Genomic DNA, 12,958 nt, shown 5'->3' on the forward strand with positions numbered 1-12,958 from the left:
CTCTGCGCTTCTCGAAGCGTGCCAACGTCCTCCGGTTGCACAGGGGATGCCGAATGCGCGACGTTTTGCTTTTCATTCTGTTACTGCTTCTGCCCATTCCGACGGCATCGTATGCCGCCGCCATCCACGACGCCGCCATGAACGGCGATGTCGGGGCGATCACGGCAGCTCTCGACGCAGGTGCCGGCGTCGATGAGAGTGACGGGAAAGCGACGCCACTCTATCTTGCGGTCAAGGGTGGGCATTTCGCAGCGGCAAAACTGCTCATTGAACGCGGTGCGGACGTCAACGCCGCCCCGACACAGGTTTTGGGTCCTGCCCTCATGCCAGCTTTGGCAAAACGCAGGATCGACCTGATCAATCTGTTGCTGGACGGCGGCGCGAATCCAAATTCGAAGCGCAGCCGCGAAAACGCTATCCACATCGCGGTCAATCTCGGTTGCATCGATTGCGTTAAGGCACTGGTCGAGGCCGGCGCGGACGTGAATGCGAGGACAAAGGACGGCAAGACACCGATCCATCTCGCAAAACGCAAGGGGCAACGCGAAATCGCTGACTATCTCATGTCGCACGGCGTCGTCTTGCCCACACCGGCTCCGATCTCGATGAAGTTGGCTGCTGCCGACGTCGAGAATGGCCGAACCTACTTCACCCATGTGTGTCACGGTTGCCACAATGGCGAGCCCCAGGCAGGGAGCAAAACGGGACCGAACTTGTGGGGGGTCGTCGGCCGCGACAAGGCTTCCACGGGAAATATGGATTATTCGGACGCCTTGCTAAGCTGGGAAGGTGTGTGGACGTATGAGGACCTGAACAGATATCTTTTCGGGCCCATGCTCACCACGCCGGGCGTTAAGATGGAGACGCCTGGCGTTCCGGACGAGACTGAACGGGTCAACCTGATTGCCTACTTGCGCACACTCAGCGACAAGCCGATCCCGCTCCCCTGATTGCTCGCCAAGGGAGCTGTATGCCGATCATGAAAGCATGTGCGCAGCACGCCTTGGCCGGCTGAGACCAAACACATCTGTGTCGTTTTAGGACGGGAATGCTGGCGCCAGTCTTGCATCGAAGAGATTGCCGGTTCCTCCACCGGACTCCTGATGGGGATCAGGATGAGTGCGCCGGGCTTGAGGATTTGGGGTTCCTCGCCCGGCGATCTTTCTTTCAGGAGTAGCTAGCTGCTGTTGGCGTCGCGCCGCTGCGGGAGCCATTGGGTTGCCCTTGGCACGAAGCCTCGCCACCGGCGTTGCCATCTGCATAGGCGAGCTGACTCATCTCTGTTTCCACTTGAGCACGGAAAAAGCTGACACCAGCGTTGATGCCGGTCCCCCCGGTCGGCACACTCGTCGGGCTTAGGGCTAGGCTATTGGGCGACGAACCCGGCGGGTTCTCCGGCCATATTTGAGTCCTGCTTTTACCGTCAGTTAATATATGAGCCACTACTAATGTTATTGTGATCAACATCCTCATACGCATTCGGCAACTAGCGCGCGCGACAGGTCGGGACGCGGGTGGAAACGTTGCAATTATCTTCGCGCTCACCCTGCCAATCGTGGTCGGCGGAGCGGGGCTCGGCGTCGAGACGTCCTACTGGTACTATTCGAGCCTGAAACTGCAGGCGACGGCGGATGCCGCCGCCTATGCCGGCGCGCTGGAGAAGATTCAGGGATCCTCCACCGCGACGATCACTGCTGCCGCCACCCAGTCGGCGACCGACAACGGCCTCGGCAATGGCACCATCACCGTCCACACACCGCCCACCTCGGGGCCGAACACGGCCAAGAAGGCGGTGGAGGTCATCCTCAATCAGAACCTCGATCGCGTCTTCACCTCGATCTTTTCCGAGAGCAAAGTGCCGGAGCGAGCCAGGGCGGTAGCGCTCATCACCGACGCCTCCAAGGCCTGCGTGCTGGCGCTCAATCCGTCCGCCTATCAAGCAGCGCTTTTCTCGGGCAACACCAGCGTCAAGCTGACCGGCTGCTCGGTCATGTCGAATTCGATGCAGTCCGACGCCGTCAAGGTCCAGGGGTCGGCAGGGCTTCAGGCCGACTGCCTGATCGCGGTCGGCGGCGTTTCGCTCAGCAACCCGGTGACCACCGTCTGCAAGTCTCCAATCACCCAGGCTTTGCCGGCGTCGGACCCCTTCTCCAGCCTACCAGCGCCAGCGGCTGGCAACCCATGCAAGACCGTCAACGGCAGCAAAACGTCGCAAACACTCCAGCCCGGAACATACTGCAGCGGCATGGACCTCAAGGGCAATGTGACGCTCCAGCCCGGCACCTATGTCGTCCAGGGCAATCTGAAGGTCAACGCCGGCGCCGTCATATCCGGAACCGGTGTGACAATGTTCATGTCCGGCAGCCACACCGTCAGCATGAACGGCAACGCCACGGTGACGCTGAGCGCGCCGACCTCCGGCACCTATTCCGGCGTGCTGTTCTACGGCGACAGGACCGGCAGCAGCGCATCGAGCACCTTCAACGGCACGGCGAGTTCGCTTTTGACCGGCGCCATCTATTTCCCCAAGCAGCAGGTCAACTATCTCGGCAACTTCTCAGGGAGCGGCGGCTGCACCCAGGTCGTGGCCGACACTATCCAGTGGTCCGGCAGCACGACCATCAAACAGAACTGCTCGAGCCTTGGGATGAAAGACATCCCGTCGGCCCAGTCGGTTGCAGTTGTCGAGTAAGGCGCCCCAAGGGGGAACATTCGGGCCCGATAGCGGTTCGGCCTTATGTCGATCAGCTCAGTGTTGCCAGGTTCTTCCTCTGACCTGATTATCCGCAAGCTCCAGGTCATCTCCGATCTTTCACGAGCCGACGTCGCGATTCTGGAGGGCATCGGCGTTCAGGAGCGCGACTACCGGGCGAGCCAGGATATTGTGGCCGAGGGCGACCGACCGTCCCATTCCTTCGCCGTTCTGGACGGGCTGGTGGCGTCTGCGAAGTTCACCGGCGAAGGAAAGCGGCAGATCACATCGATCTTTGTGCCGGGAGACCTCCCTGATCTCCACGGAATTCATCTTTCCGTCATGGATTGCACCTTCGCGCCACTAACGCCCGCCAGAGTGGGGTTCATGCGCCACGATGTGCTGCGCGCGATCTGTGCCAGACACCCGTCCATCGCCAACGTATTCTGGCGCTCGACGCTGATCGACGCAGCGATCTACAGAGAATGGGTCACCAATGTCGGAAGGCGGGATGCCTATGTCCGCATGGCTCACATCCTGTGTGAGCTCATCGTGCGTCTCCATGCAGTCGGCCAGATTCAGGACCATGTGGCGGAATTGCCGATAAGCCAAGCTGTGCTAGGCGACGCATTGGGGCTGTCCGCCGTTCACGTCAACCGAATGCTTCAAGAACTTCGCCGCGATGGTCTGATCTCCACCTCGGGCTCGAGGCTCAAGGCGGTCGACTGGAAAGGATTAGTCCGGGCAGGAGATTTTTACACGACCTACCTGCACCAAAAGCACGTGACGCCGCTATAGATGCGTCAGTCTGCCGACGAGCGGAGCCGGCCGATCTTATCGCCCGCTTAGGCGGCAATGATCGCTTCCACGCCGGAGAATGGCGCTTCAAGCGTCCAGACAATTCCTTGCGGGCCATATTCGAGATTGCTCGTACCCCCCACCGCCTCAGGCGCCACGCGCTTCAACACCACGCTTCCGAAGCCGCTTTGGCCGATGGTCTGGACCTTCGGCCCGTCTGTTTCGGCCCAGGTTAGGCGAAAGGTTCGTGACGGCCCGGAGCCGGCCACCTCCCAGCTGGCCGCGATGGACCCTTCGTCTCCGGAGAGTACGCCATATTTCGCGGAGTTGGTCGCTAACTCGTGGAAGGCAATCCCGAGATACTGGACCGCGATCGGGTTGAGATTAATAGACGGTCCGGACATGTTTATCCGTTCCTCGTTGCCGAACGGTTTGGTCTGAGACAGGAGCAGTTCGAAAACGCTCACACCTTTCCAATCACCCGTCACGAGGAGATCGTGAGAACGTGCCAGAGCCATGATCCGTTCACGTTTGGTTCCCAAGTTGCGGCTATGGTTCCTGTGTTCGCTTCCCGACCATCCTGTCGCCCTCGATGAAGCGATCCATGCGCTCGTGCAGCGTCGAGACGCTGCCTTTGAGGTCGCGCACGCCGGTCATCACCTCGTCGCGGAATTCGCGAAGGCCGACCTTGGTGATGTAGGTCTCCGCAACGTGTAGCTTGTGGGCGGCAAGCTGCTCGGTCAGCAAGGAGATCGAGGCCATCGCCGTGTCGGCGCGGACGTGCGCGTCGCGCGCATCCTTTTTGACCTCGTCGCGCGCCGACTTGATCGCGGCCTCGATGCGCCACCAAAGCCCGCCAACGGCGCCGATGACAGTGATCAGGAACACAACGTTTGAATTGAAGTCCGTCATCTGCATTATCCGATGCCCGCTATTTCAGTTCGCTGCGACGCGCGGCGCTGGCCCTGGTGTGACGGTCGCATTCCGCCGGCGTGTAGAGGCCGATCGCGCAGCTTGGCGCCATCGTCCTGTCGATCTTGTTCTGATCGGCGATCGTCTTGCCCTGTGCTCCGGCGAGGCTGCTACCGATGGCCGAGCGCAGCGCCGGCGCACCGCTGACGGCGGAAGTCGTACACGCCGCCAGCGTCGAGGCAGTCGTCAAAAGACATGCGAGCATCAATGCCGGTTCTGATCGCATCCTGGTTTTCCTTTTCGATCTTGGCGCGGACCTCTTCGGCGCCGCGGTGCTTGACGACTTCGTAGACGGTGAAAGCGGCGCCCGAGACGAGCGCCGCAATGGTCGCCCAGGCGATAGCGCCGGCCACTAGGCGCGAGACGCCGAGGCGCCCGACAAGCAGGGTGATCAGGAGGGTCAAACCAGGCACCAGATGAGGAAGCCGGCAATAGCAGCCAGGCTTACGGCAGCGGCCGTGCGCAGGGCGCGAGAAAGGATCACGGCAAAGACGGAAGCGAGGTTTTCCATCACGTCGCCTCCGCCCCGAGAGCCGTGGCGAGCCGCTTCGCCTTGCGGTTCGCACACCAGCGCCAGGCGAGACCGCCGATTGCGAGCAGCGTGCTTGCGATTGCCAGGACGACGACGACCTTGCCGATCCATTCGCTGGTATAGGAGAACGGCGAAAGCTGGTTCTGCAGATCGTAGAGGTAGCCGGAAAGGCCAAGCCCGCTGGCACCGGCGCCGGTGGCCGCATCGGCCGGTGCGGTCGATGGGGCGATCTTGGCGTCCTCGATAAAGGCTTTCGCCTGGCCGCCGCCGACGAAGCTCGCAATCTCCGGCGTGAGGCCGGTCGCCCAGGACTGGCCGATCGAGCGAACCTCCGCGACGCGAGAAGACCAGCCGCGACCGAACACCGGCCACGTGTTCAGGTGCTGAAGAAAGATCAGGCGCTGATCGCAGATCCGATCGATCAGGGCATCGTGGTCGTTGCAGGCCTGGACGGCCGCGATGGTGCCCACCCCCATCACGCCGTCGAGCCGGCCCTTGTAGAGCGGCCCGAGCGCGCGTTGCAGCCAGATGATCGACTGCTTCGGGCCGGAGTTCACCGCGCCGTCGAACACGACATAGTCGACCCCGGACGGCAATAGATCGCCCTTCACCGCGTCCCAGTATTGACGATCGTAGATCTCGAAGAGTTCCTGGCCGGTGATGCGCTTCACCGACCGAAGCGCCAGCCCCTTGCTCTTGCGATAGGCGTCGTAGACACGCTGGGTCACACCCTTCATCGTGGCGCCGCCCGGATCGGCCGGGTGGTTGCTGTAGCCGCCCTCGTGCGCGAGCACGCGGGCGAGCGATTCCTGCTCGCGAGATCCGGTCATGACTTTTCCTGAGGGTTGGGAACTTTCCTGCCCGTCGGCGATTGAGGGGCTCGGCGGCAGGGGGATTGCGGGATGGAATGTTTCAGGAAGCTCGAAACGCTGATCGACGCCGGCGGCGCCAACGCCGCGGGAGAAGCGCGCGCGCTTCTCGCTGATCTCAAGGCCAAGTCGCAGGTACTGGCCGAGGCCGTCGACGAATTCCTGCTCGATATGATGACGCTCGATTTCCTGCTCGAAGCCGAGCGAGAGGCATTTCAAGACTCGGCACGCCGACTGGCGCATCGGCGGCTGACGATGGTCAAGTTGCTCTCGGCCTAGCGGCTGTCCGTCCCGGCCGAGCCCTGCGGGTTGCCTAGCGAGATCTGCGTGGTGTAGCCGCTGCCGCGGTCGAGCGTGTCGGTGATCGAGGCGATGGTGTAGCTGCCGTCGACACCGGCCCGCAGGTCTATGATTGCCGTGCCTTCCGGCTCGGCCGTCGGCTCGCCCTCAATCGTCACCGAGCCGGAGCCCTTGTTGCGCGCGCCGTCGACACGATCGGAATCGGCGCGGGTCTTCGCCGAGGCCTCGTCCGGCTCCATGAAGCGCAGCACGTCTTCCGGCTCGACATCGTCGCCAGTCTCGACCTCTTCGATGACCTGCTTGGCGCGCTTGATGTCGTACCAGCGGCCCTTCTTCTTCTTGAAGCGCGGCCGGTCGGTCACGGGCGTCAGGCCGCTCGCCGATATCACCATGCCTCGGGTGATGACGATGGTCGGCAGAGGCTGGCCGGTCGCCGATACACCGGCGTTGCGCGGGACGAACCCCGCCTGCGTGCCCTTGATGGCGAACGTCGCGCCGTGCTCGCGCGCCAACCGGTCGGCGAAGGCGAAGAAGCTCTCATTGTCCTGCGCCTCATATTCCAGCTGCCGGCCGGCAAGCGAGGAATGCACCTTGATCGACAGACCGGCGTCGCCGGCAGCATCCTGGAGCACCCGTCCGAGCGTTGTCCTTTCCCAATGGCGGTCGGTCGGCTGCTTGACCTTGCCTTTGAGGCTGGCCGAGCGCGCAGTGACCGTCAGCACGCTGCCGGAGCCGCGATCAAGAGACCAGTCGCAGGTATCGACCTCGCCATCGAAGCGGCGCATCGCGCCGCCTTCCCAGCCGAGCTCGATCGAAACCGGCGTACCGGTCTTCGGAAACCGCACCGTCGCATCATGATCGTCGAGCATGAATGTCGCCGATTGCGTTGCCTCGGTGCCGTTCTTGGTGATCGAAAGCGAGATCAGCAGCGGCACGAAACGGGAGGTGACATCCTGCCCACCGACCACGACGCGGAAATGACCTTTTCTCATTTTGCCTCACGCGCCGCAGGCGCTCCGGCGGGGCGCGGCATAGGCCGCGACGCCCGGTCGGGCTTGCGGGCTTTTTGCCCGCTGTCATTCGAAGAGATCGATCACTGGCCTGGAAGCCGCGCCTTCGGCTGCCATTTCCGGCGGCGTCATCACGGTCACGATTCGACCCACGGGGAGATATGGACCGGACCGGGCGAGATCCTGGTTTAGGGCGAAGGTCTTCGCCACCATGCCGGCGAAGACCATGCGATAGTGGCGTGCCAGCAACGTCGACAGACTGGTGCCCTCCGTCTTGACGGTGACTGTCTCTGTCATGACGATATCTTCCAAGATTGGTAGTTGCTCTAGTTCTTGGCTACTGGCGGCTGCTCATTGAGCAACGTAGCCAGAGCGGTTATGACCTGCGGCATGAAAAAAGGCTTAGCAATCATAATGCTGTTGGGAACGCCTTCTGCAGGCCAGTGGATGGCGCTGTCACCGCTCACATAAATTACTGGCATGGTTGGACTGGCTTCGCGAACGAGTCGCGCCAAATCCCACCCCGATTTGCCCGGTCCCAGCCGAATATCGGTGATGAGCGCCTTGAATTTTTCGGGCTTGGCATCGAAGGCGCTGAGAGCTTCTTCAGCATTCCTGCTGCTAAGCACGGTGAAGCCCGCTTCCTCCAATGCGGTTTCGATTTCCAAGAGGATGAGAGGTTCGTCCTCAACGACCAGAATCGTGCCGCCGCCCATAAGGTCCCTTCCCTCATTTGGTCTACTACGCTCTCGACAGCGGTTCGGTTCCAAGGAAAGTAATCGTTTTCGCGTGCCTTTAGCCGAGCAGCGAAAACAGCGATGCGAAGAAATCGCTCGCCGCCGGCGCCGCCGATTTCTGCATCTTGACGGTGATGTCGACGACCTGGCCGACGCCGTCGCGATCGAGGAATGCGTGCTCGTCGCTGATCGACTGGACGACATAGAAGCCGAACACGCTGCCGTCGCCAAGCGTGACCAGTTGGGGCGTGCCGGTGAGCTGCGCATTGCGCAGGATGTTCAAGGTACCAAGGCCGCCGAGCTTCGAGGGGATCAGGCGGCCGGAAACGGTGAACGTCTCCGACCCCACGCCGACATCTTCGAGAGGTGGCATCGCGCCGACCACCGGCTTCTCGGCATAGTCGTGCGTCGTCTCACGCGCATGCCTGTCGATGTTGAAGGCGAGATCGCATTCGACCAGCCCGATCTTCATCAGCATCAGCGCGACCCTCCGAAGTCGATCGCTTGCCCGCGCGTGGCGGACTGCACCTGCTGGCCGGTGGTCCTGCCACCGAGCGACCCAACGGGCCGCATCAGGTCCGCCTTGGCGGAAGAGAGTAAGCCGCTGACGCCGGCGATGAAGGCCGCGGCCGCGCTCTTGCCGAAGGCCGACCCGGCCCCGGCGACGCCGGAGCTGAACGTTTGCGCGGCGTTCTGGCCGGCTTGCATGCCGCCTTCGGCGATTTTGGCGCCGGCATTCGCGCCGCCGGACTGCAGCCGGCGCTCGAATTCATCGGCGTCGAAGCCGGCAACGTTCGGGCCGATGCCTGGGTTGCCCGGAGACGGCGGCACATAGGCCTGGCCGCCCTTGGCTGGCGCATGCCGCCCCTGGGCGTAAATCTGGTACTGCCGCTCGGCAGGGGTCATCTCTGCCCAGTTCCTCGGACGTGGCGTGGGGATCGGCGTGCTCGAGCCCGGCATGCCGGTGTTCGGCTCGCGCGTCTGGCGATCTTCGAGGATCTTCGTCTGCAGCGCATCGAAGACACTCTTGATCTCGCCGCGGCCGAGCTGCGCCAGCGCATCGCGGAACGCCTTCTCGGCCGGTGCGCCGGTGAAGCGATCGAAGAACCCAAGCTCGGGATGCTGCTTGTTGTAGCGATCCTTGAACTCGCCCATATAGGCCAGCGGATCGCGGCCGCTTGCCCGCAGCGTCTCAGAGCCCTTGTCGACGGCCATCATGTCGGACAGACGGCTGTTGACCTTTTCGAGGACCGGGTTGAGTGCCCTGCCGGAGAGGTCGCCAAGCACCCTCCCCGTTTCCTGAATGTTGTTGATCAGCTGCTGCCAGTTGCCTTCGGCATCGCCGGTGATCTGGGCAAAATCCTTCGCGACGGTGCCGGCCGAGCTGCCGAGCGCGTCGAGGTGCTTCTGCAGCTCCGGCATTTGCGTCAGCAAAGCGCGCATGCCCTGCTGCATCTGGATGTCGGTGAAGATCAGGGGCAGCTTCGAGAGGTCGCCCTTGAGCGCCTTCTGCGTCTGCTCGACCAGCGTCTGGATGACGTCGCCGCCCTCCTTTCTGGTGCGGTCGAGTTCCTTGCGGATGTCGATATGATACTTCTTGAAGTTCTTGGCGACCTCGTTGCCATAAGCCTTCTGCAAGATATTCGAGAAATTGGTCGCGGCCTCCGCCGAGGATCCGGTGTGGTTGCGCACGATCTCCAGCATGGCCGCCAGGCGCTTGAGACCTTCGGTGCCCTTGTAGCCGAGCGCGGCGAAGGCGGGCGCGATGGCCGGCAGTTCCGCCGCCATGTCCTTCAACTCGAATTTGCCGGCCTTGCCCTCGAAGGCGAGGATGTCGAAGGCCTCCTGCATCCTCTCGGCGGTGATGCCGAGCGAGTTGGCCAGCGCATCGGCTGTGAGCGCGATGTCGGAGATCTCGGCGCCGGATGCCTGCGCGGTGCGGGCGACAGCCGGCAGGAATGCGAGGCCGTCCTCAAGCGACCGGCCGGAAGCAATAAGCGTCTCAAGCCCCTGCACGACATTGTCGAACGGCATCTTCGATTTATCGGCCAGCTCCTGCAGCACGGCGATCGTCGGCCTGATCGCGGTCGCCGGCTTGTCGGCATTGATGATGATGCGGCCGATCGTGCGCTCGAGCTGCGCGTAGTCGCGCGCCGTGCGGATCGCGACATAACCGGCAGCGGCGGTGGCAACGCCGGCTACCTTGCCGAAGGTCGCCCATTGCGCCAGCCGCTTCTGCCGTTCGGCATCTTGCGCCGCCAGCAGCCGCTCCTCGGCCACCTGCGTGCGCGTCAGGCGCGTGTTGTTGCGCGCCAGGTAGACATCGCGTTCGGCACGCTGCAGCGCGGTCAGGCTGGTCCGCGCCTTTGCCGCAGGGCCCGAAACGCGATCTAGCAGGCTGACGATCAGCTCCGCCGACATCCTCGTCATCAGGCATCATCCTTTGCAGCGGCGAAAACGAATTCCGGCACGACCTGGTGGAAGATTTCCATCAAGGCTTCCGCGTCATTCCAGGCGAGCTTCTTCAGAACCTCAGGCGGAAGATCGCAGAGTCGGGCGAGCAGCTCGCGATTGCTGATCTCGGCATTCGACCAGTCGTCGATATCCTCGAGCATGGCCGGCCGCATCCTGATTCTCGCGATCTTCTCGCCGCCGCGCTTTATGGCGCGGCGCAGCGTCAGATACCGGTAATCGGCATCGGACAGGTCGAGCGAGACCTCCCCTTCGACGGCGGCCTCTGCTGGCGCCTCGGCGGCCATGACGGGCGCTTCGTCGGCGCCCGTCATGAAGTCCTCTATCGCGTTCTTGGGCGCCATCATTCAATGCCCAGCAGCACGCGGGCCTTGGCCAGCTCATCGACGCCGAACTGGCGGCGACGGGTCGTGAAATAGTCCCAGTAGAACCATTCCTCGTTGTCGACCGAGAGCTCGTAGTGCGTCACCTCGCCGATCTGGTGATCATGGCCGAAAGCCGAGGCGCGGTCGAAGGCGTCGGGCGCGATGCGGCTGACGATGCCGCGGATGACCGTCTTCGCCTGGAAGGCGTCGCCGGTCTGCTTGTTCTTCAAGACGCCGTAGCCGGTGAAGTTCAGCGGCTGGTCGGTGCCGACGCCCACGGCGCGATAGCTCGACTTGGCGAAGCCGGCGAGCTTGAAGGTCGGCTGCAGCGCCTTGATGGCGTTCATGCCGAATTCGACCTCGCCGGGCGCGCCGCCGCCGAGATGGGCGACGGTCACCTGCTCCAGCGTCGGCAGACCAAGCGATTGGAGCTTGATGTGGTTCGAATCTTCCGGGTCCTGGTCGCCGACGAAGAGGTTGACCTGTTCCAGCAGCAGCAATTTCTCGGCCATGACTGGCGTTCCTTTTGAGAGGTTTCAGAGTGTACGGGCGAAGCCCGCAAAGCCCGATGGGCGTCGCGGCTCGTGCCGCGCCCCGCCGGAGCCGCAGGCGGCGAAGCCGCCGGTGCGCGGCGTGAGGCAGGTCAAGAAACGAGATTTTGGCGAGCCAAAAGCTCGTCGATCGTCGCCTGCAGGGCGGGCGCATAAGGCCGGCTCGTCATGGTCAGGCGACGGAACACCGGAGCCTCTTCGAACTGCGCGTCGATATAGATATGGCCGGCGCGCAGATCCTGAGCGTTGTTGAGCTGCGGGTCGAAGCGGCATTTGAAGCCGAGGATGTCGCCGTTGGCTTCCGCCTTGGCGAGGATATCGTGCACGGTGTTCACTACCGACTGGATGGTCTGGGTGGTCAGGTTGAACTTGCCCAGGAACTGCCGCAGCGTGCGCAGGCAGGTGAGCTCGATGAAGTCGCGGCCGCGCACCTTGTGATACTGCTGCCAGATCGTCTGGTCCGACAGGTTGTCGGTGCCGATATAAACAAAGCCGCCTTCGGCGATGGCGAAATCGTCGCCGCTGTCGCCGCGCACGATGATGCCGCCCTGTGCAGCAAGGATTTCCTGCCCTTCCGTCGACCCGTCGGTGAGCGAGAAGCGATAGTTCTGCTCGGGCCCGACGATGCCGTAGAGCGCCTGGTTGGCCCAGGAGCGGAACGGCCGCCCGTCATTCTCGTAGTCGCGGCGAACGGCGACACCGGCGATGCGGGGCGCGGCCGGCCTGGTGACGACGTCGCCGGAGGCGTCGAGGCGCTTGATGCCGGGCGTCACCGGGATCAGCCGGTCGGACGAAAGGGTCTCGCGCCACTGTGTGAAGGCGGCAAGGCCGTTCGGCCCATCGACGATCGCAACGGCGAGGATCTTGTTCAGCACCTCGGGCAGCGCCGCGCAGACGGCGTTGGCGAGTTCCTCGACTTCTGCCGTCGCGGTCGGCAGCACCTTGCCGGCGTCGACGCCGCCGCCGCTGAAGGAGACGTTGAGCGGCGCGGACAGATAGGCGCCCGGCGTGTCGATGACGAGCGAAGCCACCTTTTGAGCTTCCGGGCCGGTGCCCATGACGGCGTGCGCGGTCGGCAGCACCTTGTTCGGATCGGCGCCGCCGCCGGTGAACTCCACGGCCGGGGCGGCGGTCATGTTGGTGCCTTGCGTGGTCAGCGTCAGGCCGGTCAGCGCGCCGAACTGCTGGGTCGTGTAGCCGGGGGCCAGGATGAGACGCGGATAGACGCCGAGATCGGCGCCGGCATTGACGAAAGCGTTGATGCCGGTGCCGGCGACCGACGAGCCGACGATGTTGGCGATGGTGGCGGCGATGTCGGCGCCCTCGGCGACGCGGTTGACCACGAGCTGGGCGGCCACCTGGTAGGGGCCGAGCTGTGCATTGATGCCCTCAACGGCGTCGACGAACAGCGAATCGGGATCGCAGAGCGCCAGCCTGGTCGTGTCGTTCGAATTCAGCCGGACGGCGACACCGGCCGGGAATGCCGCGTCGAAAGCCGCCTGCAGAGCCGTCGGCGCCTTGGCGAAGGGCATGCAGATGCCAACGACGCTCATCAGCGCATTCGACGGCACGGCCGCCTCGTTGGCGTCACGGCGGATTGTGATCCCGAAGACGGGGTCGGTCATGACAGTCTCTCCTGTGGATGCGGGAAAAAGTGTTG

General features: G+C 63.4%; 16 protein-coding genes. 4 read left to right on the top strand and 12 right to left on the bottom strand.

Annotated elements, in window-relative coordinates; all coding sequences use genetic code 11:
• The first annotated feature begins 53 nt into the window (after positions 1 to 53).
• From EOD29_RS07405 to EOD29_RS07415, 3 genes are all read left to right on the top strand, one after another.
• Entirely contained in the window at positions 54 to 950 is an 897-nt protein-coding gene (locus tag EOD29_RS07405) for an ankyrin repeat domain-containing protein (protein ID WP_127246302.1), read from the top strand.
• Positions 951 to 1,456: 506 nt separating this feature from the next.
• Entirely contained in the window at positions 1,457 to 2,692 is a 1,236-nt protein-coding gene (locus tag EOD29_RS07410; protein WP_281059207.1) for a pilus assembly protein TadG-related protein, read from the top strand.
• A 45-nt stretch (positions 2,693 to 2,737) separates the two neighbouring features.
• Positions 2,738 to 3,490 (top strand): Crp/Fnr family transcriptional regulator, encoded by a 753-nt coding sequence (locus tag EOD29_RS07415; RefSeq protein ID WP_245475272.1) that lies wholly within the window; start codon positions 2,738 to 2,740, stop codon positions 3,488 to 3,490.
• Between the two features lie 47 nt (positions 3,491 to 3,537).
• On the opposite strand, the gene EOD29_RS07420 is transcribed toward EOD29_RS07415, so the two are convergent.
• The 4 genes from EOD29_RS07420 to EOD29_RS07440 all read right to left on the bottom strand — a co-directional run bounded on the left by EOD29_RS07420 (position 3,538) and on the right by EOD29_RS07440 (position 5,824).
• Complete coding sequence (locus EOD29_RS07420) at positions 3,538 to 4,032, bottom strand: sensor histidine kinase (RefSeq protein WP_281059208.1); 495 nt, start codon at positions 4,030 to 4,032, stop codon at positions 3,538 to 3,540.
• A gap of 7 nt (positions 4,033 to 4,039) precedes the next feature.
• On the bottom strand, positions 4,040 to 4,402 hold the full coding sequence (locus tag EOD29_RS07425; RefSeq protein ID WP_127246304.1) for a hypothetical protein: 363 nt from the start codon (positions 4,400 to 4,402) through the stop codon (positions 4,040 to 4,042).
• Positions 4,403 to 4,572: 170 nt separating this feature from the next.
• Positions 4,573 to 4,866, bottom strand: coding sequence for a hypothetical protein (locus EOD29_RS07435; RefSeq protein ID WP_127246306.1), 294 nt, complete (start codon positions 4,864 to 4,866; stop codon positions 4,573 to 4,575).
• Positions 4,867 to 4,972: 106 nt separating this feature from the next.
• Positions 4,973 to 5,824 carry a glycoside hydrolase family 108 protein gene (locus tag EOD29_RS07440; RefSeq protein WP_127246307.1) on the bottom strand — a complete coding sequence of 284 codons (852 nt, stop codon included), beginning with the start codon at positions 5,822 to 5,824 and terminating at the stop codon, positions 4,973 to 4,975.
• A 72-nt stretch (positions 5,825 to 5,896) separates the two neighbouring features.
• Between EOD29_RS07440 and EOD29_RS07445 the strand changes: the two genes are divergently transcribed.
• Positions 5,897 to 6,142 carry a hypothetical protein gene (locus EOD29_RS07445; protein ID WP_127246308.1) on the top strand — a complete coding sequence of 82 codons (246 nt, stop codon included), beginning with the start codon at positions 5,897 to 5,899 and terminating at the stop codon, positions 6,140 to 6,142.
• Here the strand turns inward: EOD29_RS07445 and EOD29_RS07450 are convergent.
• The 8 genes from EOD29_RS07450 to EOD29_RS07485 form a co-directional block, all read right to left on the bottom strand.
• A complete protein-coding gene (locus EOD29_RS07450) occupies positions 6,139 to 7,155 on the bottom strand; it encodes a contractile injection system protein, VgrG/Pvc8 family (protein WP_127246309.1) in 1,017 nt (338 codons plus the stop codon). The two genes, EOD29_RS07445 and EOD29_RS07450, sit on opposite strands and share 4 nt — an antisense overlap.
• Before the next feature lie 84 nt (positions 7,156 to 7,239).
• The gene (locus EOD29_RS07455) at positions 7,240 to 7,470 is read right to left on the bottom strand and encodes a tail protein X (RefSeq protein ID WP_127246310.1); all 231 of its coding nucleotides are present in this window, start codon (positions 7,468 to 7,470) and stop codon (positions 7,240 to 7,242) included.
• A gap of 29 nt (positions 7,471 to 7,499) precedes the next feature.
• A complete protein-coding gene (locus tag EOD29_RS07460) occupies positions 7,500 to 7,889 on the bottom strand; it encodes a response regulator (RefSeq protein ID WP_127246311.1) in 390 nt (129 codons plus the stop codon).
• Positions 7,890 to 7,968: 79 nt separating this feature from the next.
• A complete protein-coding gene (locus EOD29_RS07465; protein WP_127246312.1) occupies positions 7,969 to 8,388 on the bottom strand; it encodes a phage tail protein in 420 nt (139 codons plus the stop codon).
• Positions 8,388 to 10,340 carry a phage tail tape measure protein gene (locus EOD29_RS07470; RefSeq protein WP_127246313.1) on the bottom strand — a complete coding sequence of 651 codons (1,953 nt, stop codon included), beginning with the start codon at positions 10,338 to 10,340 and terminating at the stop codon, positions 8,388 to 8,390. The genes EOD29_RS07465 and EOD29_RS07470 overlap by 1 nt, the downstream gene beginning before the upstream one ends.
• Complete coding sequence (locus tag EOD29_RS07475; RefSeq protein ID WP_164763707.1) at positions 10,340 to 10,726, bottom strand: phage tail assembly protein; 387 nt, start codon at positions 10,724 to 10,726, stop codon at positions 10,340 to 10,342. Before EOD29_RS07475 ends, EOD29_RS07470 begins: the two co-directional genes overlap by 1 nt.
• On the bottom strand, positions 10,726 to 11,259 hold the full coding sequence (locus EOD29_RS07480) for a phage major tail tube protein (protein ID WP_127246315.1): 534 nt from the start codon (positions 11,257 to 11,259) through the stop codon (positions 10,726 to 10,728). Before EOD29_RS07480 ends, EOD29_RS07475 begins: the two co-directional genes overlap by 1 nt.
• A gap of 131 nt (positions 11,260 to 11,390) precedes the next feature.
• Entirely contained in the window at positions 11,391 to 12,923 is a 1,533-nt protein-coding gene (locus tag EOD29_RS07485) for a phage tail protein (protein WP_127246316.1), read from the bottom strand.
• Positions 12,924 to 12,958: the final 35 nt, after the last annotated feature.

This window comes from Mesorhizobium sp. M1A.T.Ca.IN.004.03.1.1 (assembly GCF_003997555.1).
Lineage (GTDB): Bacteria > Pseudomonadota > Alphaproteobacteria > Rhizobiales > Rhizobiaceae > Mesorhizobium.